The sequence below is a fragment of the Pseudomonas coleopterorum genome (assembly GCF_900105555.1).
GTDB lineage: Bacteria > Pseudomonadota > Gammaproteobacteria > Pseudomonadales > Pseudomonadaceae > Aquipseudomonas > Aquipseudomonas coleopterorum.
This window is the reverse complement of the sequence record NZ_FNTZ01000001.1, coordinates 4459707-4485654: the sequence shown is the minus strand read 5'-3', so window position 1 is coordinate 4485654 and position 25948 is coordinate 4459707. Positions and strand designations below refer to the sequence as shown.

Sequence of the window (25948 nt, the reverse complement as noted above, 5' to 3'; positions counted from 1 at the left end):
CAAGACAGCCAAGCATGAGAAATCTATGCAAGAACTGACGAAGTCCCATCAGAATGATCAGCGCCGGCTCACGTCAGTCGAATTCCAGACGCTGGCCCGGGTTCCGGCCGCAGTCGAGTGGTTTGCCAACCTCGATAACCCTCGCACACGACGCGCCTACCAAAATGACCTCGAGGACTTCTGTGGTTTTGTCGGATTGGCTTCAGCGGATGAGTTTCGCGTGGTGACCCGATCACACGTGCTGGCCTGGCGCGCCCAGCTCGAGCATCGCGGCTTGGCCGGAGCCACGATCCGACGCAAATTGGCCGCACTGGCCAGCCTGTTTGATCATCTCCTGGAGAGCAATGCAATCGCCGGCGGCAATCCGGTGCACGGGGTTAAACGTCCCAAGATAGAAAGCAACGAAGGCAAGACGCCGGCACTGGCTGTTCTTCTCTACCACGGGCTGCGCCGCGAAGAAGCGGCGCTGCTGCAGGTGAGCGACATTCAGGATCGCCGCGGGATTCAACACCTCAAGGTGCATGGCAAAGGCGGCAAGGTGCGATACCTGCCGTTGCACCCGGTGGCGGCCGGGCGCATTCATCAGTACCTGGAAAGCTCGGGCCATCATCTGGCGGACAGGAAGGTGCCGCTCTTCATCCCGTTACGCGGCAAGCTGACCGGTGCGGGCATCACGGCCAACGGCATCTACACCGTGGTGGCGGCTTACGCGAAAAAGGCCGGGATTAAAGTCGACGGCCTGGGGGTGCATGGACTCAGAGCAACCGCCGCCACCAATGCCCTGGAGCATGAAGCCGATATTGCCAAGGTCCAGGCCTGGCTGGGACACGCGAACATCAGTACAACCAAAATCTACGATCGGCGAGAGAACAGGCCTGAGGATTCACCGACTTATAAGGTGAAGTATTAACCACCATTTGGTGGCTTGGTTAACGCTCAACCTGACTTTTTTGTAACCCTCAACTCAGCCAACTGAAAGCCTCTACTCGTTACCTTGGGCCCAGCGGCATGTGCCGCCTTCCCAATACAAGGTAACTCGTCATGAACCTGTCCAAAGCTGTACTCCTTACCCTCGCATTCAGTATTTCCTCAGTCGCCTTTGCTGAAGGTGGTGCCGACCGCGTGTTCGCTCGAATGATGGATGCGCAACAAACAACCCTAAACAAAAAAGCTGAGGCGCAACTGGTTTCTGCAAATACTAAAAAAGCTGAAAGCTCTAAGGCATGTTGCTAACCAACCCGGGGTTTCAAGCTTACAGAAATGTAATCGCGCCGCTTACGATGCTGTGACATCGTCCACTCCAGTTCGTTAAACCCAACACACGGCTTAGTTGCCGTCCTTGCCTACCTGGACCCGCGCGTATGGAATCAAGAACTTCTCGACGTACTTTCGTCAAGGGCCTCGCGGCTGCCGGCGCGCTAGGTGGGCTAGGCTTATGGCGTTCGCCCAGTTGGGCGGCGTCCGGCTCGCCGGCGCTCAGCGTATTGAGCGGTACGGAGTACGACCTGTCTATTGGCGAGATGCCGGTAAACATCACCGGCAAACGTCGCACAGCGATGGCGATCAACGGCGGGCTGCCGGGTCCCTTGCTGCGCTGGAAAGAGGGTGACACGGTTACGCTCCGGGTACGCAACCGACTCGACGCTGCAACCTCCATACACTGGCACGGCATTATCCTGCCGCCAAACATGGACGGCGTTCCAGGACTGAGCTTCGCAGGCATCGAGCCGGGTGGCGTGTACGTCTACCAGTTCAAGGTCCAACAGAACGGGACGTACTGGTACCACAGCCACTCCGGGTTTCAGGAGCAAGTAGGGGTGTATGGCCCCCTCGTCATCGAGGCGAAAGAGCGCGAGCCTTTCAAGTACGACCGTGAACATGTGGTGATGCTGACCGACTGGACGGATGAAGATCCCGTCTCGCTGATGCGTACCCTCAAAAAGCAGTCCGATTACTATAACTTCCACAAGCGCACAGTCGGGGACTTCGTCAACGATGTGGCTGACAAGGGCTGGGCCGCAACCGTCGCGGATCGCAAGATGTGGGCCGAGATGAAGATGAACCCCACGGACCTTGCGGACGTGAGCGGGGCCACCTACACGTACCTGCTCAATGGTCAGGCCCCCAATATGAACTGGACCGGCTTGTTCCGTCCTGGCGAAAAGCTGCGTCTTCGGTTCATCAACGGCTCGGCTATGACGTACTTCGACATCCGTATTCCAGGCCTGAAAATGACCGTGGTAGCGTCGGATGGCCAGTATGTGAACCCGGTTGAGGTCGATGAATTACGCATCGCCGTGGCCGAAACCTTCGATGTGATCGTTGAGCCCACTGCCGAGGCGTACACGGTCTTTGCTCAATCCATGGATCGCACGGGCTACGCCCGCGGCACCCTGGCCGTGCGGAAAGGCTTGGTAGCCCAGGTTCCCCCCCTTGATCCTCGTCCGCTGGTCACGATGGACGATATGGGTATGGGTGGTATGGACCATGGCAGCATGGGCAGCATGGATTCGGGTGCCGACGACGGTATGCAGACCATGAGCAGCATGGGGGGCAATTCTATGGCCGCCATGGACCACAACAAAATGTCGACCATGCAGGGTATGGACCACGGCGCTATGTCGGGCATGGACCATGGTTCGATGGGAGGCATGGTGATGCAGAGCCACCCTGCCAGCGAGAAAAACAACCCGCTGGTGGACATGCAGGCCATGAGCCCCACCGCCAAGCTGAACGATCCTGGCCTGGGCCTGCGTAATAACGGGCGCAAGGTGCTGACCTATGCCGACCTTAAAAGCACTTTTGAAGACCCTGACGGGCGCGAGCCGAGCCGGACCATTGAGCTGCACCTGACGGGGCACATGGAAAAATTTGCCTGGTCGTTTGATGGCATCAAATTCTCGGACGCTCAACCTCTGGTACTCAAATACGGCGAGCGGGTGAGAATCGTGCTGGTGAACGACACGATGATGACTCACCCGATCCATCTGCATGGTATGTGGAGTGACCTGGAGGACGAGGACGGAAACTTCAGGGTGCGCAAGCATACCATCGATATGCCGCCAGGCTCCAAGCGCAGCTACCGTGTCACCGCCGATGCTCTGGGGCGCTGGGCCTATCACTGTCACCTGCTCTACCACATGGAGATGGGTATGTTCCGCGAAGTTCGGGTAGAGGAGTGAAGCCAATGACTGTTTTGAATCGACTCCACGTTTGTTCACTGCTCGCGGTCACCGGCCTGGGAATGCTCCCAGTGGGCGTGTTTGCGGCAGAGGCCGCTATGCCGGGCATGGACCATTCTCAGATGCAAGGCATGGATCACTCCAAAATGCAGGGTATGGACCACAGCCAGATGCAGGGCATGGATCATTCCAAAATGCAGGGTATGGACCATAGCCAGATGCAGGGCATGGACTCGGACATTACGACCATGGCCCCCAGCAAGCCTGCGGCACCTACCCAAAGCCGCACGCCTATTGCGCCTATCACCGATGCCAATCGGGCAGCGGTCTACCAAAGTGCCAAAGGCCACACTGTCCATGACGAAGCGGCTAATTACTTCCTGCTCTTCGATCAACTCGAATGGCAGGACGCCGACAACGGCAGCGTCCTGAATTGGGACGTTAACGGCTGGGTGGGTGGTGACATCGATCGGCTCTGGATTCGCTCCGAGGGCGAACGTATCAACGGCAATACCGAATCGGCCGAACTGCAAGCGCTGTGGGGCCATGCGATCAGTCCTTGGTGGGACCTGGTCGGCGGCGTCCGGCAAGACTTCAAACCAGGCTCGCCGCAAACCTGGGCTGCATTTGGCCTTCAGGGCTTGGCGTTGTACAACTTCGAAGCCGAAGCCACTGCGTTTCTAGGTGAAGGCGGCCAAACTGGGTTAAGGCTGGAAGGTGACTACGACATTTTGCTGACTAACCGGCTGATTTTGCAGCCCACGGCGGAGGTTAATTTCTACGGTCAGAGCGATCCTCAGCGCGGCATCGGCTCGGGCCTGTCTGAAACCGAAGTGGGGGTGCGTTTGCGTTACGAAATCTACCGGGAGTTTGCCCCGTACATTGGCGTCACCTGGAACCGCTCCTACGGCAATACAGCCGACTTTGCCCGCGAGGAAGGCGAGGACCGTAGCGAAGCCCGCCTAGTCCTGGGTGTGCGCATGTGGTTCTGAGCCACTCTAGTCTAAATCTGATACCCCAACGAACGCCCTTTTTTGGGCTGTAAGGAGTTCGCATGTTGTTGAACCGCACACGTTTCGTCACGCTCTTTGCCGCTGGGATGCTGGTCAGCGCACTGGCCCAAGCCCACCCCAAGCTGGTGTCTTCGACTCCCGCTGAAGGCAGTGAAGGCGCGGTCCCTGGCAAGATCGAGCTGCATTTTTCCGAAAACCTCGTCACCCAATTTTCCGGCGCGAAGCTGGTCATGACGGCGATGCCAGGCATGGAGCACTCACCAATGGCAGTCAAAGCAGCAGTATCGGGCGGGGGTGACCCTAAGACCATGATCATTACCCCGGCCTCACCTCTGACGGCAGGGACCTACAAGATCGATTGGCGGGCAGTGTCTTCCGATACCCACCCGATTACCGGTAGCGTGACGTTTAAGGTCAAGTAAAACATGGAAGATCCGCTCAGCATCGCAGTTCGTTTCGCGTTGTATACCGATTTGATGATGCTGTTCGGGCTGGCCCTCTTTGGCCTCTACAGCCTACGCGGCGCAGAACGCCGCTCGGGCGCCGTGTTGCCCTTCAGCCCCCTGCTAAGCGCGACCGCTTTGATCGGCCTGCTGCTTTCGGCCGCCTCCTTTGTGCTAATGGCCAAGAACATGAGCGGTGCATCCGAATGGCTGGAGGCTGTCCCTCACGTCGAGATGATGATGACGCAGACAGAGCTTGGTACCACCTGGCTCATCCGCATAGCCGCACTGGTGGGGGCTGCGGTGGCCATCGCCTTCAACCCTCGGGCGCCCATGGCAAGCCTGCTGATGGTTTCGCTGTCGGGAGGTGTGGCCCTGGCGACCTTGGCGTGGACAGGCCATGGGGCTATGGATGAAGGCTCCCCGCGCTTCTGGCACTTCTGCGCGGACATCCTTCATCTGTGGTCCTCGGGCGGCTGGTTCGGCGCGTTGGTGGCTTTTGCACTGATGCTGCGGCCTAACAAGGTCGAATCCCTACAGTCAGTCCAAGTGCTGTCGCGCACGCTCAGCGGTTTCGAAAGGGCCGGCGCGGTGATCGTGGCGATGATAGTCCTCACAGGCGTGGTGAACTATCTGTTTATCGTCGGTCCCCAGGTCAGTGGCGTGGTGAAAAGCACCTACGGGGTGTTGCTGCTGGGCAAGCTGGCACTGTTTGGCCTGATGCTCGGATTGGCCTCGGCTAACCGCTTTGTCCTGAGCCCGACGCTTGAACAGGCGGTCCACCGGGGCGAGTACACGCGAGCGGTCCGCTCGATCCGCTACAGCATGGCCCTGGAGCTGGGCGCCGCCGTCTTGGTGCTAGGCCTGATTGCCTGGCTTGGCACGCTGTCCCCTGAGATGGAAGCGGGGATGTGAGTGTGCCTGGTCCTGTTTTGCCGTCACACTGGCCCGGTGCCGTGGAGAGTCGAACATGAAACTGCTGGTCGCCGAAGACGAACCGAAAACCGGGATTTATTTGCAGCAAGGCTTGCGGGAGGCCGGCTTCAATGTGGACCGCGTGGTCACCGGCACGGATGCCGTTGAACAGGCGTTCAGTGAAGCCTATGACCTGTTGATTCTTGACGTGATGATGCCGGGCCTAGATGGCTGGGAAGTCATCAGACGCCTTCGCACCGCTGGCCAGTCCGTTCCAGTGCTGTTTCTGACCGCACGCGACGGGATAGACGACCGGGTCAAGGGCCTGGAGCTCGGTGCCGATGATTATCTGGTCAAGCCGTTTGCCTTTTCAGAACTGCTGGCACGGGTGCGAACGCTGTTACGGCGCGGCAGCAGCAGCCTGCCGGTTCAAACGAGCCTGCAAATCGGAGACCTTCATGTGGACTTGCTCAAGCGTCGGGCGACTCGGGGCGGCAAGCGAATCGACCTCACAGCCAAAGAGTTTGCACTGCTGGAACTGCTGATGCGCCGGCAGGGTGAAGTGCTGTCCAAATCGCTCATTGCCTCCCAGGTCTGGGACATGAACTTCGACAGCGACACAAATGTTATCGAGGTGGCAATACGACGGTTGAGGGCCAAGATTGACGATGACTTCGAGGCAAAACTGCTGCATACCTGCCGGGGAATGGGTTACATGCTAGACGCGCAGGACGAAGGATGAAGCCTGGCTCACTCACCCTGCGCTTGAGCCTTCTGTTTGTGGTCGCGGTCGCCGCCGTCCTCATCATTGTGGGGGTCGCCTTCAACGAGCTGAGTCGTCACCACTTCCGCGCCTTGGATGCGCAGGCGCTGGGAGAAAAGCTGGAAGCGATTACCCAGATTGCCAAGGAGTCAGGCGCGAACCCGGACCAGCTCAAGGCGCGCTGGCACACTCTTCTGAGCGCACATCCCGATCTCAGCGCTGTATTTCTGACGATCGATGGGACGCCTTTTTTTGCAGAACCTCCCCAATCAGCGGCGCCGTCGCTCGCGCAGGCCACCCAGCGCGATGGCGTCTGGGAGTGGGAAAAAGAAGGCCGCATGTTCAGGGCCCTGATCACCTCGGTGTCTTTGCCCACTGCCAGCCCACCGCTGACCGCGTGGCTTGTCCTGGACGTCACCACGCATATGCACTTTTTTGCCATGCTTGAACGCTGGTTCTGGGGCGTTCTATTGGCCAGTACCGTGTTAAGCGCGGCCCTAGGGTGGCTGGTCGCCAAGAACGGACTGCGGCCGGTGGCCAGGGTGACCCAGACCGCCGCCTCAATGTCCGCTGGCTCGCTGAAGGAACGCATTCCCTTAGAGCCGGTACCGGATGAGTTGCGTGAGCTGATCACCGCGTTCAATTCCATGCTTGGTCGCCTGGACGATTCCTTCGTGCGCCTATCGAATTTCTCTGCTGACATTGCGCACGAGCTCCGTACACCGATCAGCAACCTGCGGACCCATACCGAGGTCATCTTGGCCAAAAAGCGTGCGCCCGAAGTGTACGAAGATAACTTGAGCTCCAACCTGGAAGAGCTCAACCGTCTTTCGGGAATCATCGACGGGATGCTGTTCTTGGCCAAGTCCGATAACGGACTAGTTGTGCCCGAGCCTGTTGAACTGAACCTGAGAACGGTCATCAGCAAGCTGTTTGGCTATTATGAATTTCTGGCCGAGGATAAGGGGATTCAGCTGCAAGCATCAGGCAACGCCTCTGTCTTTGCGGACAGCGTGATGGTCGACCGGATCGTGTCAAACCTGTTGTCCAATGCCCTGCGCTACACGCCGTCAGGGGGGGCTATCAAGGTCAGCATCCACGACCACGGAGGGCGAGTAGCGCTCTGGGTGGAAAACCCTGGTCCCGAGATAGCCCCGCAGCACTTGGACCGCATCTTTGACCGGTTCTACCAAGTGGACCCTGCGCGGCGCGAAGGCGCCGGGAATTCAGGGTTGGGGCTGGCGATCGCCCGATCCTTGATGCAAGCTCATGGCGGCACTATCTCGTGTACGTCAACTAGCTGCCGAACAGTCTTTGTCCTAACGTTTGTGCGCTAGGGCAATATCTAGATCGTCCAGCCTCGCACGGCGGCTATGCTCGGGCTCTTGGCCAAAAGCTGGCTCAGGCCGCCATCGCCTCACAGGCCTGAGCGCAGGCATGGCAAGCCTGCGCGCAATGCTGGCAGTGATCGGCTCTGTGGTTGCCGCACTCGTCGGCGCAGGCTTTGCAGGCCTTTGCGCACAGGGCACAGAATTCATTGGCCAGAGGACTTTGGCGAGCCATCAAGGTTGCCGCGAGCCTGCACATGTCTGCGCAATCCCTGTCCAGCTTTATGCAGTTCGCCATCATTTGAACATCCTGCTCTTGCAAGCAGGCTGAAGCACAGCTTTCACAAGCCATTGCACAGCGTAGGCACTCTAAAATGCAGTCATCGTAAGCACTGTTCATGAAGTAATCTCCTGAATTGACGGTCGAGTTCAGATGTTGAACTCGATACCCTTTTCTCAAGACACAATAATTCCGACTGATCCAGGCTTTGCGAGTTTCGCAAGTTTTATTACATTTCTGTAAGGTATGGCAAAGGCACCTATCATCAGCTTGTTAGCTCCACGGAGATCACTTGCTGTAAAGCAATACCGGACCAACCAATTAGCTGTCTTCCCGGTAAGCTGGCACAAGTCCGGTTGGTGTGGAGAAAAGTCATTGTGATGGGTAGTCAGCTACCACCTCCTGCTTGCCGATTTTCTTCAGCCCTATGATTTGATAAGCGCTTTTGTGCCCTGTTTCCATACCGGGTGAGCCCATTGGCATGCCGGGTGCCGCTACGCCGATCAGGTCGGTCCGGCGTTCAAGCTCAGCGATCTGCTGCACCGGGACATGTCCCTCGATGAACTTGCCGTTCACCACACCAGTGTGACACGACGTCAGTTTCTCAGGCACACCCAGCTTGGCCTTCACCAGGCTCATGTTTTCTTCCAGATGGTCATTGACCGTGAAGCCATTGTCCCGCAGGTAAGCAATCCACTTGGAGCAGCATCCGCAATTGGGATCCCGGTACACGTCGATTACGTGCGCAGGAGCGGCTTGCGTCACGGACGCGACAGCCAGCGCCATGGCTGCGACAGTGCGCCGTCCAGCGGTAGTTAGGCTTATGAGTTTCATGTGCGGCCATCCTATAAACTGAGTGATCTACAGCTTACCTTGCCTCAATGAGCTAGAAAAACGGAGTAGTCGACCCTTGAGATTTTTGACTGTATAAGCGTTTGCACTGGTACCCGACGTTAAGGCCATTGGGTATTTGTACAGGATTGATTCAGCGCACCATGCATCGGTCGCTGCTTAATCAGTGTAAGAAATACGTTATCAACAGCAAATACCGTTCGTCAGGTATGCCTACGTACCTTGCATAATGCGTTGCTTTCATGACTGAAATGCGAGCCGATGAACCGGACGCGATCAAACGTGTGATAAGAAAGTAGGACGTGACCGAAGGTGCTTTGAACGATCAGTGTCAGCTCACACTCGTCAAGTTTCAAAAGCTGGCTTGAGTCACTGCAGAGCGGCAAGTAGACACGCCATGCACCCCTCAAGTGGAATCAACCGAAAATCGTTGAACTCCTTTCCTCGTCTAGCGCTCCATAAATGGTACGAACCAGTACCATTAATCACACCTCCTTTTGTGGTGTGTAATCAGGAGAGATGCAGATGACACCTAACGATATGCGCGCTGCCCGGCTTTACGAGACTGGCAAACCGATGAAAATCGAACGCCTGCCCTTACCAGTTATTCGTTCCACTGAGGTACTGGTAAAAATAGAGGCTTGCGGAGTGGTGCAAAATTTGCAAAACGTGATCGCACAATGGGACGAAATAGCCCCCGAACTGCCGCTGCCGAAACTTCCCGCGATCTTTGGACTGGACGCAACTGGCGTGATCGAATCAGTGGGGGCACAGGTGTACGGCTTTAAGCCTGGCGATCGCGTTTATGTAAACCCCGGCCGACACTGCGGCTCGTGCCGTGCCTGCTTAGCCGGTGAGCCGATCTCCTGCGACAGCTTTGTACTAAACGGGTACTTTGGACTGGGCAAAAATGGCGCGCAGATGTTCGAGGATTATCCGTACGGTGGTCTGTGCGAATACATGCCGGCACCTCAGTACAGCCTTGTTCGACTGCCTGATGCGGTGGGTTTTGAAACAGCGACTCGTCTGGGCTATCTGGGGACCGCTTATCGCGGGTTGACCCGAGCTAATGCAGGGCCCGACAAAATCCTACTCATCAACGGCATCACAGGAACATTGGGGCTGGGTGCAGTAGCGTTGGCATTGGCACTTGGTGTGAAGAAAATCTTGGGCACTGCCCGAAACAAGGACCTGTTTCAGAAGGTTAAGGATATGGGACCTGCTGGGAGGATCGAGATACTGGAGTCTGGTTCAGAATCTGTGAAGGAGTGGAGCCAGCGAGTGACCAATGGCGAAGGTATCGACATTGTGCTGGATGCATTGGCCCCGGGAGCGCCTGCCGAACCGTTGGTAGAAGGCTTCAAAAGTCTTAATCGGGGCGGGCGGCTTGTGAACATCGGGGCAGTCCAGGGTGATGTTCCTTTGGACTTATTCTGGGCGCTTTCAAACGACGTAACCATCATCGGCTCAAGCTGGTTTACAACGCAGCAGAGCCAGACGATGGTTGATCTGGCCGGCGTAGGACTCCTGGATCTTGGATTCTATGAACATAAGATCTTCCCGCTTGAGCAAGTGAACGAGGCTGTAGAGGACACCGAAAGTCGCTGCGGTGGTTTCACAAACTATGTGATCAAGATGCAGTGACCGACTTGCTGCCAACCCGCTCAGAAGCTGGCAGTTCGCCCATGTTGTCGAGCCATGTCTATTCAAGATCTTTCGATAACATTCGGGCGACCTGGGCCACGTCATCTGAAATTCGATCGTTTAGGTGTTCCAGATCATCACCGAAAAACGCATGAAAATAGAGTGGATGAAGGGCCAGCTCCACGAATCGCTCACCCACACCAGTAGCACGTTCGGCGTCCATAGGCTCTTCACCGCCGCTCAATCCGGCAGCAATACTTTGTACGCACGCGCCGAAACCCAGCCGAAAGGCTTCTTTGGCGATTTCAGGGAAGCGATTCGTTTCAGCTAGGGTAATTCGCATGATCGAAACTACGTAAGGGGTGAGTGTGGCTTGGGCCAACTCGGTTCCCACCCTCACGAGTTTTTGTTCAAGAGTGCCTTGGACAGACACAATGTCCATTTCTTGAAGAAACGTTTCCACGCACTTTCGTACCACAGCTTCAAAAAGCGCTTCCTTGGTCGCGTAGCGACTGTACAGGGTCGTCTTGCCGACATGGGCTCGCTCTGCAATCTGGTCAAGAGTGGCGCGGCCAAATCCTTGTTCCAGAAAGAGGGCAGTGGCTGCTTCATGTATCCGGCGTTCGACATCACCTGCCTGATCTGCGCGGGGACGACCTGGTTTAGGCCGAGGCAGCGCGGCGTGTTTGAAGCGATCCTGTTTCAAGCCAATAATCCGTCTATAAAACTAAGGGCATAGTGTGCCATTTGCCAGCCGTCCTGCGTGGAAGAAACAAGCCAAGGCCGAGTTACCAGGTAACCGTCCGGGCAACACACCTTCCTGACACCGTCGCTTGAGGCGATGGTGTCCACCCAAATATAGGTGGACACCATTTTTAGCCTTTTTAAGCGGACGCCCATGCCACAAGAACGCCGTTCCTATTCCAAGTCCTTCAAGGCCCAGATCATTGCTGAGTGCGCCCAACCTGACACTTCAATTGCCAATGTCGCCTTGACCCACAACCTCAATGCAAACCTCGTCCATAAATGGATTCGGGTGCATGCACAGAAAAACCTGACACTTCAAACCGCCTTCATCCCGGTCAAGACATCGCCGCCGGTGCCGATGCATCAGGCCCTTCCTGCCACGATCCGAATCGAAGTGCCGCATTCAAAAGGCGTAGTCGTGGTGAGTTGGCCGGCAGAAAATGCAGCGGCGTGTTCTGCTTTCCTGCGAGACCTGCTGCGATGATCCGCATCGACTCCATCTGGCTTGCCACCGAGCCCATGGACATGCGCGCAGGCACTGAAACTGCGCTGGCGCGGGTCGTGGCGGTGTTCGGTGCGGCGAAGCCGCACTGTGCTTATCTGTTTGCCAACCGTCGTGCCAATCGCATGAAAGTGCTGGTGCATGATGGCTTGGGGATTTGGCTTGCTGCCCGGCGCTTGAATCAAGGACGTTTTTTTTGGCCGGGCGTGCGGCACGGCTCTGAAGTCGAGTTGGATGCAGAGCAACTTCAAGCCTTGGTGCTCGGCTTGCCTTGGCAACGCGTCGGTTCCGGAGCAGCCATCACGGTGCTCTAATTCGCCTGCCATGGCCTGCTTGCCAGCGCAATTGGCCCATCAGTCTATCGCCGCCACTAGCCCTCTCTGGCAAAATCGGCGGCATGACTTCGCATCCGAATCTCGATCAATTAAACCCTGAAGAACTGCGTGCCTTGGCGGCGCAGTTGATCCAGCGCGTCGAGACGATGGACAAGCAAATCACTCATCACAAATCGGTCAACGAGAAGCTGGCCCACGAGATCGCGCTGCTCAAACGCTTCAAGTTTGCCAAGCGCAGCGAGCAGTTGAGCCCGGATCAAGCCAGCCTGCTCGACGACTTGATCGATACGGATATCGCCGCTATCGAAGCCGAGTTTGAGGCGCTGCAACCGGCACCTGTCGAAGCCAAAGTGCGCCAGCAACCCAAGCGCGCACCGCTGCCACCGCAGTTTCCTCGCACACTGATCCATCACGAACCGGACAACAGCCACTGCCAGTGCGGCTGCGCACTCAAGCGCATCGGCGAAGACGCCAGCGAAAAGCTCGACTACACGCCCGGCGTGTTCACAGTCGAACGCCACATCCGTGGAAAGTGGGCCTGCGAACAGTGCGAAACACTGATCCAGGCGCCGGTACCGGCGCACGTCATCGACAAAGGCGTCCCGACCGCAGGCCTGCTGGCCCACATCATGGTGGCCAAGTTTGCCGACCATCTGCCGCTGTATCGCCAAGAGAAAATCTTCGGCCGCGCCGGGCTGCCCATCGCCCGTTCGACCTTGGCGCAGTGGGTGGGCAACTGCGGCGTGCAATTACAGCCGCTGGTTGATGCGCTGCGCGAAGCCGTGCTGACGCACGACGTCGTTCACGCCGACGAGACGCCGGTACAAATGCTGACGCCTGGTGCGAAAAAAACTCATCGCGCTTACGTCTGGGCCTATGCCACCAGTCAGTTCTCCAACCTGGCGGCGGTCGTTTACGACTTTAGCCCGAGCCGCGCTGGCGAACATGCCCGAGCCTTCTTGGGCAGTTGGAACGGCAAGCTGGTCTGCGATGACTTTGCCGGCTACAAGGCAGGCTTTGAACTGGGAGTTACGGAGATCGGCTGCATGGCCCATGCCCGCCGGAAGTTCTTCGACTTGCACGTGACCAACAAGAGCCAGGTCGCCGAAAAAGCGCTGAACTACATCGCGGCCTTGTACGAAGCTGAACGAGAAGTCCGAGAGCTGGAGCCGGGTGATCGGCAGCGAATACGGCAGGACAAAGCAGCGCCAATCGCCGACGCACTTCATACCTGGATGATCGCCCAAAGACAGCTTGTGCCTGAGGGTTCGGCCATCGCCAAGGCGCTGGATTACAGTCTCAAACGCTGGATAGCGCTGACGCGCTATCTCGATGACGGTGCCGTGCCCATCGATAATAACTGGTGCGAGAATCAAATCCGGCCGTGGGCTCTTGGGCGTTCGAACTGGCTGTTCGCGGGATCGTTACGCAGCGGTAAACGTGCAGCGGCGATCATGAGTTTGATCCAATCGGCGCGACTCAACGGCCATGATCCGTATGCTTATTTGAAGGACGTCCTCACGCGCCTGCCGACGCAGCGGGCAAGTGAGATTGCGGAGCTACTACCGCATAGGTGGCGACCGGTTTAGTTGCGCAAGACGGGATGCGCGGACGCACCTCCAACTGGTGCCATTACCGGTCTACTTAGCCTTTATGCTGGTTATCCATGCATTCTTCCCTACAGCTTCGCCCGGTTCAGCCGATAGTTTTCGTACCAAGAGAAGCGCGGCAATTCGATCCTGTAACAAAGGAGAGTAAGCGGCTTTTGAGGAAGATCTCTTGGAATGCTTTCATCACCTCATAACCATAAATGAGAGATGGGCACTTTTTAACGCCTAAGAAAGCACTCACAGACCTTGAGTGATCGAGAACCCGATGAATTTATTAGCGCCTGCCCTGTTCGTTACCAACCGTGTTCGATTTCCCATGAAATTCGCAATTTTGGGATTTATTGTCCTGATTCCTCTGCTCCTGCTAGGCACCCGGGTGATGCTTTCACTGAACACGAGCATCACGGGCATCAAGCATGAACAGGTGGGTCAACAATACTTGTTGGACGTCACCCCTATCCTGCGTCTAACCATGATTCAGAGGGCGCTGACACACGGCATGCTCAGCGGTGACACCAACGCAGTAGCCAATGCAGCACGCAATGCTGAAAAGCTTAACGATGCCTATGCGACTCTTGCTGCGCAGGACGCAAAATTTAGCACCCAACTGGCAACGACAGACCGAGTTCAGACGTTGCGTACCGCTAGTGTGCAGCTGGTTGAACGCGCCAAAGCAGGCGAAGCACCTTTGGTGATCTTTTCCGCGTGGAACGACCAGTTAACCGACCTAATGAATTTCGTTTACTACATTACGGCCACTTCCGGCATGATTTTGGACGAAGAAGCAGGTTCGTTGTACCTCATCGATCTAAGCTCTATACGTCTGCCTCGGCAAATAAATCTGGTCGGACAGATTCGCGGTCTGGCCAGCGGTTTTAGCGCTGACCGTCCTCTGGACGACACCACTCGTATTTTTGCCCAGACTTTGTTGAAACAGGAGCTGCTAATGCGTCAAGAGTTGCAGCAGAGCCTTTCCCTGCTTCGCCGAGAAGAGCCGAAATTATCTGGTGTAGTTCAGCCGTCTGTAACAACAGCCATTACCGACCTGGAAAATCTGCGTAAAGACCTGGTGGACTACCTTGATCCGAGCAAGCGCTCAAACGTGAATGCCAACACCTTGGGCGAGCGTGGAAACGCCGTCGTTGCTCAGTTTTACAAAGCTCAGGATCAGATGCAGGAATCGCTGCGAATTCGAATTGATGAGCGTCTGAATACACTGAGTAATGAGCGTACTTTCGGCACTGAGCTATTTATCGCCATTGCGATACTGCTGCTCTATGCGTTCGTCGGCATCTACAAGGCTCTGCGGATTGGGGTTGATGAGCTCCTAGCTGTGACGGCACGTATTGCTCAAGGCGATCTGAGCGCGCGCGTCCGAATCAACAGCCACGATGAAATCGGTGATGTAGGCGAGGGACTTAACCGCATGGTAACGGCCTTCTCTGGCTCACTGAGCCAGGTGGAGCGTAGCTCGCATTCAGTCTCAGATGCGGCAAAGCGACTAGAGATCTCCATAGGCCAAGCCAAAGCCTCAATGAACTCACAACAGGCTGAAACCGAGCAGGTTGCTACTGCCATCAACGAAATGACCGCGAGCGTTGCCGACGTGGCCCAGAATACCGAGGGCGCAGCACGTGCCGCTGAATCTGCAAGCAGTGCGTCTAACGACGGCTTGAAAGTTATGATTGAAACAAGTGCCGCTATTGAGGCGTTGGCCAACGAAGTGGAGCTCAGTGCAAGCAAAGTCGAAGCGTTAGCGACACACAGCAAAGAAATCGGTGGTGTCATCGAGGTCATCAGTACCATCGCGGATCAGACTAACCTGCTGGCCCTCAACGCGGCCATCGAGGCGGCGCGAGCTGGCGAGCAAGGCCGTGGTTTCGCGGTCGTGGCTGACGAAGTGCGGACTCTGGCCTCGCGCACACAAAACTCCACAGAAGAAATTCGACGGATCATCCAACAGTTGCAAGGCGCTACTGATGCCGCTGTTCAACAGATGAAAGCTGGGCAAACCCGAGCTAGGGAATGCATTCAGGCAGCGAGCCAAGCGTCTGGCAGCCTGAACCAGATCAATGAAGCAGTAGACGGAATTGTGGGCATGAACACTCAGATTGCAAGTGCGGCGGTGCAGCAACATTCGGTCTCAGAGGATATCAATCGCAACGTCATCGGCATTCGAAACAGCAGCTTAATCGTCATGAAAGGCGTAGAGGACAACGCCGTAACGGCTGACGAGCTTTCATTGCTCGCTAATGAACTTCGCAGCGTAGTCGGCAAGTTTAAGTTATCCAGCAACGCTTGAAAGGAATCTCAAGCGTTTCAATTGTTGATAGCACGAGAAAGTGCTTTGATCGGGTCTGACTGGGGTGATGATGCCCGGCAGTCCCTGATCGACATTGAGGGCTGAGCTTCATCGTTGCGCAATCTCGTAAAACAATAGAGCCAGCTACGCTAGATGACTTGCCCGGACGGTTACGTCTTGAGAACGACTGGCATACATTTACCTTCAGATTGGACGCCATATGGCGTGGCATAGATTAGGTGCTTCGACTAGCGTCTCGTTCGCCCCGAACTGAAATAATCCAGGCTAGGCTAGGCTAGGTGCAGCGGCCAGCGTTATGTCGTGGTGAAGGATTCATCCTTGATTCATACTACGCGCCTTTTGCCGACCTATAGAGAGGAAATACGATGTCGAAGCTTGCAGAATTTCGTCGCCTGGAACGCGACTTGGCTGAACAGCTTCATGCGCTGGAAGCCATGAAAGATAATGAAGGCCTGAAAAAAGAGATCGAATTTGAAGGTAAGCTTCGTGATTTACTGGGCGAGTACAGCAAAAGCTTGAGGGACGTAGTAGCGATCATGGATCCCCAGGCTGAGCTTGGCCAGCTATCAGAGACACAGTCCAAAAAAACCACTCGAAAAAGCAGAGCTCTGAAGGTTTATCGTAACCCTCACACGGGCGAGACAGTCGAGACCAAGGGCGGCAACCATAAAACGTTGAAGGCTTGGAAAGCCGAGCATGGCGGAGATACCGTCGAATCTTGGCTTTCCTAACGAGCGGCCGTGTTCGTTCAGAAGCTCGATGGTGCCTGAAGAGCTACAGAGATAGCCTGCTGTAATGCCTGGTTGGAAAAGGGTTTTTGCAATACCTTTAGGGTTCCCAGGCCAACGTCAGCAATGTCTGCAAAGCCTGTGATCACGATCACGGGCAGCTCTGGATTGCGTGTATAGAGTTCCAGTGCCAAATCTGAACCTGTCATTCCAGGCATAGAGTAATCAGTCACTACGATATCGATGTCAGATGTGAGCTTTGATAGCGCATCATGGCCACCATTGGATGTGAGCACATGGTGGCCAAAGGAGCTGAGCAACAATTGAGTAACCTCCCGAACCGCCTCGTCATCATCTACGAGCAACACAGTTTTTGGACCGCTATCCGTGGATAGAGGTATCAAGGATCCTCCCAGCATCTCCGCTTGTTCGGCAATCGGGAAATAAACTGACACCGTCGTTCCTTCACCTACTTCGGTCTCAATCTGCACGCCTCCACCTGATTGCTTAGCAAAACCAAAAACCTGGGCTAGGCCTAGACCTGAGCCCTTTCCAACCTCCTTGGTAGTGAAAAATGGCTCAAAGACTTTGTCCCTTATCTCTGAAGTCATGCCTGACCCACTATCACTAAGCGCAAACACCACGTATTTACCTGGCTCGGGATCTTCTGGGCGCAGAGGAGTTTGCACCACCTCCTCATTGAAGGTTCGGAGCATGAGTGCGCCACCATCTGGCATCGCATCACGAGCGTTGATGGCGAGGTTTAGAATAATCATCTCGGTTTGGGTTGGATCGGCAGAGACTGTCCATAGATCATCAGCGAGCCGACTCTCATACCAAACAGTTGCACCCAGTGCTTTATGAAGCAGGTCTCGCATTCCTCGTATGGTCGCGTTCAAGTCGATTGATTTTGGGTCCAGACGCTGTCTTCTGGCGAAAGACAGCAGTTGTGCGGTCAGCTTTGCGCCTCGTTCACCGGCTTCCTGAATGTTACGGTGACGCGCTGACACACGATCGTAATTTCCCTTCTTGAGGGCTGAGTCGGCCAAAGAAGTACTGGTCAGGACAATCGTCAACAGGTTGTTGAAGTCGTGAGCCAAGCCGGCAGTCAGTTGACCAACCACTTCAAGCCGCTGCATCTGGTTCAGAGCCTCCTCTACACGCTTACGTTCTTCGATTTGCTCGACCAACCGCTGGTTCATCATGCCCAATTGATGCATGACCGTACGCTCTTCAGTCATGTCTCGAACCGCTGCGTACATCAATCCGTCCTCAGGCACGATAGTCCACGATAACCAGCGATATTCGCCGTTAGCATGCTGCATACGGTTCTCAAATCTGGTTGAAACGGTGCCCATCGTGACCTTGCGTATCTCGAGTATGGTGGTGGTCAAGTCATCGGGATGGATCAGCACCTGTAGCGTATTTCTGCTGATTTCTTCGGAAGACCATCCCAGCGTGGTTTGCCAAGCAGGATTGAATGCAACAGGCGTCATGTCGGTGCTCAGGACAGCAAGCAGTTCGCGGGACAGCTCCCAGGTTCGATCTCGCTCGCGGGTACGTTGCTGCACTCTCTCACCCAATGCTTCGTTGAGCCTGAGGAGCGTCTGGGTAGCTTCCTTCCGTTCGCTGATGTCCTGAAGAACACCTGAAAAACGAACGCACTGCCCATCTTTGAAAATCGAGCGGCCGCTGGATAAGAGCCATCGGAATTGATTGCTAGGCAGTTGGATACGGTACTCAGCAGTGAACGTTGACTCCTGAGATATAGCTTGTTGGATTTTATAACTTAGTAGAAAAGCATCAGCAGGGTATGTCTGCTTCAAAATCTCCTCAAGCGCGAGTGATGAGCCGGGTGTCCATTCGTAGAGCTCCTTACACCGATCATCCCAGATCACCTGCTGAGTGCCCAAATTTAGCTCCCAAACCCCCATTTCGGCAGCTTCGATGGCAAGCTTTGCTCGATCTCTGACCTCCTCAAGCTCCGACTCAGCAAGAATACGCTGCTCGCGTTCCTTAACCTCAGTGACGGCACGCCATATGACTTTGGGCAGCATCTTGAGGTTGTGCTTGAGCACATAGTCAGTCGCACCATGCCGGGAGGTGTCTGTCGAGTTTTGACCGTTCAACACTCCGGATAAGAAGATAAATGGCGTACCGGGAGCATAAGTCTTGGCTACCTGCAGGACCTGAAGCCCTGAGGAGGAAGGTAACAGGTAATCACAGATGATCACGCTGAAAACCTGCTGTCTTAAGGCATGTTCTGCGCCGGTATGGTTATGCACAACGACGGGCTCGATGGATAGCCCAGCATTTTCCAGGGTGAGTAAGGTGAGCTCAACATCATGAATGCTGTCCTCGACCAAAAGTAGCTTCAGCAGCGAGTCAGGCATTGAGTTCACACAGATTATGAGAGGTTATGATTTTGGCTTTCTCACAAATCGCGCCGATCCTACAGGTGGCTCATTCAGCACGGCCCAGAACATCCCAAGATCTGTAATAGCTGAAACGAACTCTTTGAATTTCACTGGTTTGACGACATAGGCATTAACGCCAAGCTGATAGGCACGTTCCAAGTCAGGTTCCTCCCTGGAAGACGTCAACATCACGACAGGAATACTGCGCAGAGCTTCGGTCTGGCGAATAGCCTCTAACACCTCAAGACCATTGACTTTCGGAAGCTTAACATCAAGCAGCAAAACGGCTGGGTTGCCTTCCTGACGATCTGAATATTCATTACGGCGCAGAAGGTAATCCATAGCCTCCGCGCCGTCTCGCATGATCACCACTTCATTAGTCAGTTGGCTTCTTTCCAGCGCAATCAGGGCTAATTCCAGGTCGTTAGGGTTGTCTTCTACCAACAAAATTGGCTTAAGCATGAGTGTTTTTACCCTCTCGACGCTCCAGCACAGGCAGCATTTTGTTTGGCAATGAGAATGAAAATTCAGAGCCTTGGTCGACTTGTCCGCGAGCCCACACAGTACCGCTGTGGCGTTCGATGATTCGTCTGACGTTCGCAAGACCGATTCCGGTACCTTCGAACTCTTCAACCCGGTGAAGGCGCTGAAAAACGCCGAAGAGCTTGTCCACGTACTGCATGTCAAATCCCACACCATTGTCGCGGACGGTGATGACAACATCATCCTCGCGCTTCAACCCTTCAATCTCGATGACAGAAATCGATCGATCGCGGGAGTACTTCAACGCATTGGAGATTAGGTTACGCATGGCCAGGTGAATGAACGCCGGGTCCGCGACCAGCTGAGGCAACTGCTCGTACTTCCACTCCACCTGCTGCCCTTCATAGTCAGGGGCCATCTCCAAGCGTATGGTGTCGATCATGGCGTTGAGATCGATTGGAGCCAGATGGATCGCGGAACGTCCCATCTGCGAGAAGCTGAGCAGATTATCAACCAGGGTGCCGGCGAAGCGAGCAGAGTCACCAATGGTCTCCAGAAACCGTTGGCCTCTAACCGTGAGATTTTCGCCTTCCATGTCTTCCAGGAGCTCTGCATAGCCTGCAATGTGCCGCAAAGGCGCACGCAAATCATGCGAGACGCTGTAGGAAAAGGCCTCGAGCTCTTTGTTGGAAACCTTTAAATCCTCAGATAGCTGTGCCAATTCTTCAGCCTTGCGAAGGACGATGCCCAAGACCGCTTGCCGTAGCTCCAGAACCCCTTCAGTTTCGCTGGGCAGCCAAGGCGTTGAGAATCCTCGTACGGTTTCTTGCCACTGCTCAAAACTGACCCGCGGATTGAGTGATCCTGAGTCATCGATAACTTTGTCGGGCTTACCTGCCCAATGAACGACCTGAGTCAGCTCCGGCTTGAACCAGATCAGGTAATGGGGATGCAGCTCCGAAATGGCCACGGCCAAAACACCACTGGTAGCCCGGCCTATGGCAGGCAAATCTGAGATGGTGTTGCCGGCATTGTCTGTCTCAAAAAAATCTCTATCGGGTCTTCTGAAGAGCCATTCGGCCAATGACTGGACCTGTGCTTTTGAAGGCGTTTGTCCGTAAATATCGCAGCCCGCACCTGAAACTACCGCAGCACCTGCCGCACCGACAAAGCCCATGAAAATATCGGCTTCCGCACGCAGTCCGAGCAGGACGCTATCGCAGTCGGCAATGGCCGACAGTAGCCTCACCATGCGGTTACGGATTTGCAGCATGCGAGACGTTTTGATATGCGTTTCACGACTTTCAATCTGCAGGGATAAGACTCGGCCGAGCAGCTCACAAGCGGTCCGCGTTTGGAAGCTAACGGTATGAGGGGTGTGGTGATGGCAGGATATGAGCCCCCAAAGTCGACCCTCAACCACAATCGATATCGACATGGAGCTCAGCGTCTGCATATTGCGCATGTACTGCAAGTGAACAGGCGATACGCTGCGCAATGCTGCAAAGCTCAGATCCAGTGGCTGATTGGTTATGGGGTTAAATTCGGGTATCAACCTGGCGGGCTTGTAGTCAGCGTCCTCAATCACGCGAATTCGATTGGTGCAGTACAGCTCCCTCGCCTGGGCTGGGATGTCGGATGCGGGGAAGCACAGCCCCAGATAGCTCTGGTACCCATCATCAAGCAGCTCGGCATTCACCAGGCCGTTACCCTGCTCATCAAATTGGTACGCTTTGACGCGGCCAAATCCACTCAGACGTTTGACAACACGTACGGCGCGCTCACACAAGGCAGTGACTGTTTCAATCTCAGGTGCGCTGCTGATAAAGGATCGTACGATCGGATACAAACGGTTGTGAGTCACGGTGCCGGCATCGGTACGCTCAAATTCAGCGATCAGTACTTGGTCATGCCTGTGCAGCATCAGAGGTAGCTGTGTGCCGGAGTGATTTCCGATCAGAAAACGCACGTCAGCCACATGATAGGGATGCGTTTCGTCCTCTTCGAGCTCGCCTAACTGCTCAATCAGCTCAGCACCTTCAGAGATGACGTCTTCGAATCGAGCGCCTAGCAGGACGTCAGGTGAGACGCCAAGCCATTCTGGAAGGTTTTCACTGAATTGCCTGACAAGCATGTCAGGCTCTTCGATGACCAGGAGAAACCCTTGGGGCTGGATGCTGCCTGGGATGCGGATAGGCTCTCTTGCGCAATTTTCCACTGCAGCTTGAAGGGCTTGGGATTGATCTTGAGTCAGCACGGTTCACCATTGGTTGAAGCATTCTGTGTCTGCGGCATGTGGAAGCCGATTCGCACAGATAATTCATTGCCATAGCTTTGATAAGGGGTCCGAGCAGACGAAAGACAGTGCTCGTTTGGGCAGCGATTGTAGGCTGGAACGATTCGAGGGTGAAGGCAACGATGTGCCTAACGGACGTTTGTCAGTGGCATACGTTAGGGATGATTGCGTAGCGGAGTGCTGCATTCAGAACTCGTGTTTACGGCAAAATATAGGTTATCACCAGTAAAGGGACGTTTTCGGGTAAGGTGTACGGATAGGCGACACAACGTGCCCGATATGACCTGATTATCGAAACGGGTTGAATACATGACCACAAGCGTGACAACCGTTCAAAGCCATGCGGTTGCAGTGCGAGAGGGGGAGAGGCGGCTTACAGCGATCGAGTTTCAGCAGCTGGCCGCGGTACCGGCCGCCGTCGAATGGTTTGCCAACATCGACAACCCTCGCACGCGCCGTGCCTACCAAAACGATCTGACGGATTTCTCTTCCTTTATAGGGCTGGCCAGCGCCGAGGACTTTCGCCAGGTCACCCGCTCGCATGTCTTGGCCTGGCGCGCGGATCTGGAAGGGCGCGGCCTGGCAGGGGCTACCATTCGGCGCAAGCTCGCCGCGTTGGCCAGCCTGTTCGATCACCTCCTGGACAGCAATGCAGTGGCCGGTGGCAATCCAGTGCATGGCGTCAAACGGCCCCGGATCGAAACCAATGAAGGCAAGACACCGGCCCTGGGCGATCACCAGGCTAAGGCACTGCTCGATGCGCCGGATGATACGACCCTGAAAGGCCTGCGCGACCGGGCGATCCTGGCCGTGTTGCTGTACCACGGCCTACGCCGGGAAGAAGCCGCGCAGCTGCAGGTCAATCACCTGGTTGAGCGTCGAGGCATTCGCCACCTCATGGTGCACGGTAAAGGCGGCAAGGTGCGGTACCTCCCCGTGCATCCTGTAGCAGCGGATCGGATTCATGCGTACCTGGAACGCTCGGGGCATGCGCTGGCCAACCCGAAGGCGCCGCTGTTCGTGCCCTTGCGGCACTGGGCGAAAGGCCTGGGCGTCACGGCCAATGGCATCTACACACTGGTGGAAGCCTATGCAAGAAAGGCCGGCATCCAGGTCGACGGGCTGGGTGTCCATGGCCTGCGGGCTACTGCGGCCACCAATGCCTTGGAACATGAAGCGGACATCGCCAAGGTGCAAGCCTGGCTGGGGCATGCCAATATCAGCACGACGAAGATCTACGACCGGCGGCAGAACCGATCGGAGGATTCGCCTACGTATAAGATAAAGTACTGATCGTAACTACAGACTGACGTCAGCTATCGGCCAATAGCAGTCATCCAGTGTCTACCCAAGCTGGAGCGACTCACATTTAAGTCAGGTCTCGGGGACCTCTAAGGCGCCGGGATGAGCGCGTCTAGCCTATCTTTTCTATGGGGCTTACCTACAACGGCCAAGTAAGCGACGACCAAGCTTTAGCTGGGCAGTCGCAATACGAGGAAGACTAGGGCGTAATGCTTATAGTGAGCAATCCAAACCGAATTAAATATCACAGTTTTTGCCCTGATAAGTGCTTTCAGGCAGAAATTTCCTAGTTTGATTGATTTATACAAGAATATTTGGCTCAACCGAAGCTGCGATTAGGTTTGAGATTTCCGTATAGAGCCTAACATCCTCACCCTCAGATGAAATGGATACTATAAGGCTATATCGAGCTTGACTGTTGTACTTTCCCAAATGGTGGCGATATCGCCACCATCCGGAAACCGGTGATATTGCAATTTTGTCTCTTGCTGCCAAGTCGATCGCTGGGCCTACCCAGACATCACTATGTACCGATCCGGCGGAAATATGTTTTGAACCAAACGTCCAGTTATTGTCACTCTCTGTTTTTGGTGGTTTTTGCTCAAGCGACTCCAGCTTATTTATCCGATGACGGAATGCCGGCTCAGTTTCTGATTTACGCTTCAAATCGAATCTAAGTCCAAATGACTGACATCTTGCGGGAATAACTTGTGCTAGCTCGCTAGGGCTCGGCTCTATGAAGTACGATAAAGTTATTTTCAACTGAACAACACGGTTTTCAAGCCGCTCAAGTTCGTCTTTTGGCCATGGAAGATCGTAGTAGTGGACTTCATTGAAATGAGGCTCGCCGCTCTCTCGTCCTCGGGAGTCTAGATCCTTCTTAAACGGCTGAATATGGGCTTCAGATATCAACGCTAAATCGTGCTCAGCAGAAGCTAGAGCGCGTGCTAACTGCGGAACTCCATATCCAAAATGCCGAGCGAGAAGGATGCGCTCTCTCTTGCTCTTTCCTCGTAATTTTTGGAGCATGGCAGGTGTCCATTGCGCACTATGAATCATCAGCGCTCGAACCGTTTCTGGCCAGAAGTCTGGGTGCTCAGCTATGATGGCGGCAGCCATACCCGCAGCTTGGGCCGTTGCTGAGCTAGTAGCCCAAAACTCTTCGATTGGATTTCGTGCAAAGTTTCTAGCAGTTGTCAAAATCGAGAGCGCAGGTACTCCTGAATAGAATTGCTGACCATCAGGGCTTAAGGCTTTGTTACCTGCTTCGAAGACAACCTCAGGTTTGATGGGGCATCGACTATGCTCCCAATCGACCGATGACCTACTGTAGGGACTGTGATCTCCTGCCTCGGAGAATGCTCCCCAGCCCTCATATCCAGGCTGCCCATCCAAATCAGTTTTATTGGTGAATCCGCCTATGGCTATTGCATTCCAAGATTGAGCAGGATCTTCGATTGGATAGTCGTAAAGATCAGATACATCTGCAGGGTTTGTTGAATCCGGAATATTGCCTGCCGAAAGTATAAATAGGCGTCGTGGACCAGAATGATCTTCATCGTCAAAGTCACCAATCATTGTACCGGAACACAACTGATCGATCGCAGAGCTCCATGTTGTTGGCCGCTCTCCAGAGACATGCTCATTCGACACGGCCATACAGAATACTCGGCTCCTTGTAGGAGCCTTCGTTTCCGCTAAGCTAACCGCTGCCTGAGTAATGATTCCATAGCTTTCCGGAGCGTTACGTGCCCAGCCGGAGGGTGGCAAGAATTTTACTGACTCTAGCTTGTAGGTTAGCTCCAAATCTCTTTGGTCAGCCAACGCATAGGTCATATCACCAAACAATGCGGCTCCCGCCATGTTGGTACCATGCCCATTATGGTCATCGCTTCCCCAGTCGCTATTTATTGCTTGACAATCTTCTGGATCTAACGCTGGCTGCAGTAATGGATGTGCCGAGTTCACGCCGTTATCCAAGATACAAACTGCGGGGCGGTCATTGCCGGTAATCCGGATCCGCTCTAGTAAGTTATTACTCCAGTCTTGTTGCTCACGAGGCGCTAACCTAGTGAAGAAGTAAGGGCTGTCGGATGCTTTTCGCAGCTCTTGGATACCACAGGAATTATCCACAAGCATAGATATTTCGACAGCATTTGCAAAAATTAGCAGGACCTCGGTATCGGGGAAAACTAGCAGATTTTCGTTAATTCTAAGATTGAGCTTTTCCGCTATTCGTCTGATCAGATTGACTTGAGATGATCCGCACCAGCACTCCCACCAAAGATTATTCGTACCTGCTGGGAAGGGGCGAGAATCTGTCCAGAGGCTCTGAATGGATCCGAGTGAGAAATGATTTAGGGAAGAGAACTTTGAGTCGTTCTTTGGTTTGCCTCCTGGAGTTCTCTGCTCGGCATACTCAACTAGTTTTTGATCAAAAAAGGAAACCGAGCTTTCAGGCACGTACAACGCGCCGACAGTTACTCCGTCTTCTTGCACCCTCAGAGCCGATAACCGAATGTGTTGTGTTTTCCAATTAAGATCGGGCGGGGGCGCCCCTGCTTGAATCACTACATCGAGGTAAAGAGCGGGTGGAGTTTCGCTAATCTCATTGCTGAAATATCCATTTCGCCCTGCATGAGCTTTGATGGAAAGATCAAATCTCTCACGGAGACGACTCCCATGGCCTGCCTCTCGCTCGTTCGAGGCAGAGCTCATATCCATCTGCCGTTTTTTATAAGGGCGACCAGATTTAAATTTTTTTAAATCTGCAGTGCGGAAGCTC

Annotated in this window: 22 protein-coding genes and 1 pseudogene; 16 read left to right on the top strand and 7 right to left on the bottom strand. The window is 54.8% G+C overall.

Annotated features, from left to right (window positions below; all coding sequences use genetic code 11):
* Positions 1-25 precede the first annotated feature (25 nt).
* The 8 genes from BLV18_RS20230 to BLV18_RS20195 all read left to right on the top strand — a co-directional run bounded on the left by BLV18_RS20230 (position 26) and on the right by BLV18_RS20195 (position 7653).
* Positions 26-910, top strand: coding sequence for a tyrosine-type recombinase/integrase (locus BLV18_RS20230; protein WP_090361394.1), 885 nt, complete (start codon positions 26-28; stop codon positions 908-910).
* 131 nt (positions 911-1041) lie between these two features.
* The gene (locus BLV18_RS20225) at positions 1042-1233 is read left to right on the top strand and encodes a co-regulatory protein PtrA N-terminal domain-containing protein (RefSeq protein WP_090361391.1); all 192 of its coding nucleotides are present in this window, start codon (positions 1042-1044) and stop codon (positions 1231-1233) included.
* Positions 1234-1361: 128 nt separating this feature from the next.
* Positions 1362-3182 (top strand): copper resistance system multicopper oxidase, encoded by a 1821-nt coding sequence (locus BLV18_RS20220; protein WP_090361386.1) that lies wholly within the window; start codon positions 1362-1364, stop codon positions 3180-3182.
* A gap of 5 nt (positions 3183-3187) precedes the next feature.
* Positions 3188-4174 (top strand): copper resistance protein B, encoded by a 987-nt coding sequence (locus tag BLV18_RS20215; RefSeq protein WP_090361384.1) that lies wholly within the window; start codon positions 3188-3190, stop codon positions 4172-4174.
* Between the two features lie 62 nt (positions 4175-4236).
* Positions 4237-4617 carry a copper resistance system chaperone CopC gene (copC, locus tag BLV18_RS20210; RefSeq protein ID WP_090361382.1) on the top strand — a complete coding sequence of 127 codons (381 nt, stop codon included), beginning with the start codon at positions 4237-4239 and terminating at the stop codon, positions 4615-4617.
* Positions 4618-4620: 3 nt separating this feature from the next.
* Complete coding sequence (copD, locus tag BLV18_RS20205; protein ID WP_090361378.1) at positions 4621-5553, top strand: copper homeostasis membrane protein CopD; 933 nt, start codon at positions 4621-4623, stop codon at positions 5551-5553.
* Positions 5554-5608: 55 nt separating this feature from the next.
* Positions 5609-6295 carry a heavy metal response regulator transcription factor gene (locus tag BLV18_RS20200; RefSeq protein ID WP_090361372.1) on the top strand — a complete coding sequence of 229 codons (687 nt, stop codon included), beginning with the start codon at positions 5609-5611 and terminating at the stop codon, positions 6293-6295.
* Positions 6292-7653 carry a heavy metal sensor histidine kinase gene (locus BLV18_RS20195; protein ID WP_090361369.1) on the top strand — a complete coding sequence of 454 codons (1362 nt, stop codon included), beginning with the start codon at positions 6292-6294 and terminating at the stop codon, positions 7651-7653. Before BLV18_RS20200 ends, BLV18_RS20195 begins: the two co-directional genes overlap by 4 nt.
* Before the next feature lie 64 nt (positions 7654-7717).
* Here the strand turns inward: BLV18_RS20195 and BLV18_RS20190 are convergent, their stop codons facing one another.
* Together BLV18_RS20190 and BLV18_RS20185 are read right to left on the bottom strand one after the other, a co-directional pair.
* On the bottom strand, positions 7718-8044 hold the full coding sequence (locus BLV18_RS20190) for a four-helix bundle copper-binding protein (protein WP_090361366.1): 327 nt from the start codon (positions 8042-8044) through the stop codon (positions 7718-7720).
* A gap of 252 nt (positions 8045-8296) precedes the next feature.
* Positions 8297-8758: a DUF411 domain-containing protein gene (locus tag BLV18_RS20185; protein WP_090361361.1), complete on the bottom strand. Its 462-nt coding sequence runs from the start codon at positions 8756-8758 to the stop codon at positions 8297-8299.
* Between the two features lie 543 nt (positions 8759-9301).
* Here BLV18_RS20185 and BLV18_RS20180 point away from each other — a divergent pair.
* Positions 9302-10420: an alcohol dehydrogenase catalytic domain-containing protein gene (locus BLV18_RS20180; protein WP_090361358.1), complete on the top strand. Its 1119-nt coding sequence runs from the start codon at positions 9302-9304 to the stop codon at positions 10418-10420.
* 58 nt (positions 10421-10478) lie between these two features.
* Here BLV18_RS20180 and BLV18_RS20175 read toward each other — a convergent pair whose 3' ends face one another.
* A complete protein-coding gene (locus BLV18_RS20175) occupies positions 10479-11126 on the bottom strand; it encodes a TetR/AcrR family transcriptional regulator (RefSeq protein ID WP_167375964.1) in 648 nt (215 codons plus the stop codon).
* A 192-nt stretch (positions 11127-11318) separates the two neighbouring features.
* On the opposite strand from BLV18_RS20175, the gene tnpA reads away from it, so the two are divergent.
* From tnpA to BLV18_RS20145, 6 genes and pseudogenes are all read left to right on the top strand, one after another.
* Entirely contained in the window at positions 11319-11651 is a 333-nt protein-coding gene (gene tnpA / locus BLV18_RS22260) for an IS66-like element accessory protein TnpA (RefSeq protein WP_054081783.1), read from the top strand.
* A complete protein-coding gene (gene tnpB, locus BLV18_RS22550; RefSeq protein WP_004409766.1) occupies positions 11648-11983 on the top strand; it encodes an IS66 family insertion sequence element accessory protein TnpB in 336 nt (111 codons plus the stop codon). Before tnpA ends, tnpB begins: the two co-directional genes overlap by 4 nt.
* Positions 11984-12066: 83 nt before the next feature.
* Complete coding sequence (locus BLV18_RS20155; protein ID WP_090361350.1) at positions 12067-13593, top strand: IS66-like element ISPsy43 family transposase; 1527 nt, start codon at positions 12067-12069, stop codon at positions 13591-13593.
* A gap of 286 nt (positions 13594-13879) precedes the next feature.
* Positions 13880-15040, top strand: a pseudogene (locus BLV18_RS22820) (HAMP domain-containing protein); the annotation flags it as partial.
* Entirely contained in the window at positions 15041-15916 is an 876-nt protein-coding gene (locus tag BLV18_RS22815) for a methyl-accepting chemotaxis protein (RefSeq protein ID WP_411431746.1), read from the top strand.
* Positions 15917-16302: 386 nt separating this feature from the next.
* Positions 16303-16668 carry a histone-like nucleoid-structuring protein, MvaT/MvaU family gene (locus tag BLV18_RS20145; RefSeq protein WP_090361344.1) on the top strand — a complete coding sequence of 122 codons (366 nt, stop codon included), beginning with the start codon at positions 16303-16305 and terminating at the stop codon, positions 16666-16668.
* Positions 16669-16685: 17 nt separating this feature from the next.
* Here the strand turns inward: BLV18_RS20145 and BLV18_RS20140 are convergent, their stop codons facing one another.
* The 3 genes from BLV18_RS20140 to BLV18_RS20130 are packed head-to-tail and all read right to left on the bottom strand — an operon-like array spanning position 16686 to position 21819.
* Positions 16686-19058, bottom strand: coding sequence for a hybrid sensor histidine kinase/response regulator (locus tag BLV18_RS20140; protein ID WP_090361341.1), 2373 nt, complete (start codon positions 19056-19058; stop codon positions 16686-16688).
* Between the two features lie 24 nt (positions 19059-19082).
* Positions 19083-19544 (bottom strand): response regulator, encoded by a 462-nt coding sequence (locus BLV18_RS20135; protein ID WP_090361338.1) that lies wholly within the window; start codon positions 19542-19544, stop codon positions 19083-19085.
* The gene (locus BLV18_RS20130; RefSeq protein WP_425272654.1) at positions 19537-21819 is read right to left on the bottom strand and encodes an ATP-binding protein; all 2283 of its coding nucleotides are present in this window, start codon (positions 21817-21819) and stop codon (positions 19537-19539) included. Before BLV18_RS20130 ends, BLV18_RS20135 begins: the two co-directional genes overlap by 8 nt.
* A 351-nt stretch (positions 21820-22170) precedes the next feature.
* Here BLV18_RS20130 and BLV18_RS20125 point away from each other — a divergent pair, with 351 nt between their 5' ends.
* Positions 22171-23154, top strand: a complete 984-nt coding sequence (locus BLV18_RS20125) for a tyrosine-type recombinase/integrase (protein WP_090361333.1) — start codon at positions 22171-22173, stop codon at positions 23152-23154.
* 309 nt (positions 23155-23463) lie between these two features.
* Here the strand turns inward: BLV18_RS20125 and BLV18_RS20120 are convergent, their stop codons facing one another.
* Positions 23464-25881 carry a S8 family peptidase gene (locus BLV18_RS20120; protein ID WP_167375963.1) on the bottom strand — a complete coding sequence of 806 codons (2418 nt, stop codon included), beginning with the start codon at positions 25879-25881 and terminating at the stop codon, positions 23464-23466.
* Between the last annotated feature and the right edge of the window lie 67 nt (positions 25882-25948).

Excerpts from the sequence above, each read along its gene's own strand:
- BLV18_RS20230 (WP_090361394.1), top strand. The coding sequence starts at position 26 with ATGCAAGAACTGACGAAGTCCCATCAGAATGATCAGCGCCGGCTCACG.
- BLV18_RS20225 (WP_090361391.1), top strand. The coding sequence starts at position 1,042 with ATGAACCTGTCCAAAGCTGTACTCCTTACCCTCGCATTCAGTATTTCC.
- BLV18_RS20220 (WP_090361386.1), top strand. The coding sequence starts at position 1,362 with ATGGAATCAAGAACTTCTCGACGTACTTTCGTCAAGGGCCTCGCGGCT.
- BLV18_RS20215 (WP_090361384.1), top strand. The coding sequence starts at position 3,188 with ATGACTGTTTTGAATCGACTCCACGTTTGTTCACTGCTCGCGGTCACC.
- copC (WP_090361382.1), top strand. The coding sequence starts at position 4,237 with ATGTTGTTGAACCGCACACGTTTCGTCACGCTCTTTGCCGCTGGGATG.
- copD (WP_090361378.1), top strand. The coding sequence starts at position 4,621 with ATGGAAGATCCGCTCAGCATCGCAGTTCGTTTCGCGTTGTATACCGAT.
- BLV18_RS20200 (WP_090361372.1), top strand. The coding sequence starts at position 5,609 with ATGAAACTGCTGGTCGCCGAAGACGAACCGAAAACCGGGATTTATTTG.
- BLV18_RS20195 (WP_090361369.1), top strand. The coding sequence starts at position 6,292 with ATGAAGCCTGGCTCACTCACCCTGCGCTTGAGCCTTCTGTTTGTGGTC.
- BLV18_RS20190 (WP_090361366.1), bottom strand. The coding sequence starts at position 8,044 with ATGAACAGTGCTTACGATGACTGCATTTTAGAGTGCCTACGCTGTGCA.
- BLV18_RS20185 (WP_090361361.1), bottom strand. The coding sequence starts at position 8,758 with ATGAAACTCATAAGCCTAACTACCGCTGGACGGCGCACTGTCGCAGCC.
- BLV18_RS20180 (WP_090361358.1), top strand. The coding sequence starts at position 9,302 with ATGACACCTAACGATATGCGCGCTGCCCGGCTTTACGAGACTGGCAAA.
- tnpA (WP_054081783.1), top strand. The coding sequence starts at position 11,319 with ATGCCACAAGAACGCCGTTCCTATTCCAAGTCCTTCAAGGCCCAGATC.
- tnpB (WP_004409766.1), top strand. The coding sequence starts at position 11,648 with ATGATCCGCATCGACTCCATCTGGCTTGCCACCGAGCCCATGGACATG.
- BLV18_RS20155 (WP_090361350.1), top strand. The coding sequence starts at position 12,067 with ATGACTTCGCATCCGAATCTCGATCAATTAAACCCTGAAGAACTGCGT.
- BLV18_RS22815 (WP_411431746.1), top strand. The coding sequence starts at position 15,041 with ATGGTAACGGCCTTCTCTGGCTCACTGAGCCAGGTGGAGCGTAGCTCG.
- BLV18_RS20145 (WP_090361344.1), top strand. The coding sequence starts at position 16,303 with ATGTCGAAGCTTGCAGAATTTCGTCGCCTGGAACGCGACTTGGCTGAA.
- BLV18_RS20140 (WP_090361341.1), bottom strand. The coding sequence starts at position 19,058 with ATGCCTGACTCGCTGCTGAAGCTACTTTTGGTCGAGGACAGCATTCAT.
- BLV18_RS20135 (WP_090361338.1), bottom strand. The coding sequence starts at position 19,544 with ATGCTTAAGCCAATTTTGTTGGTAGAAGACAACCCTAACGACCTGGAA.
- BLV18_RS20125 (WP_090361333.1), top strand. The coding sequence starts at position 22,171 with ATGACCACAAGCGTGACAACCGTTCAAAGCCATGCGGTTGCAGTGCGA.
- BLV18_RS20120 (WP_167375963.1), bottom strand. The coding sequence starts at position 25,881 with ATGAGCTCTGCCTCGAACGAGCGAGAGGCAGGCCATGGGAGTCGTCTC.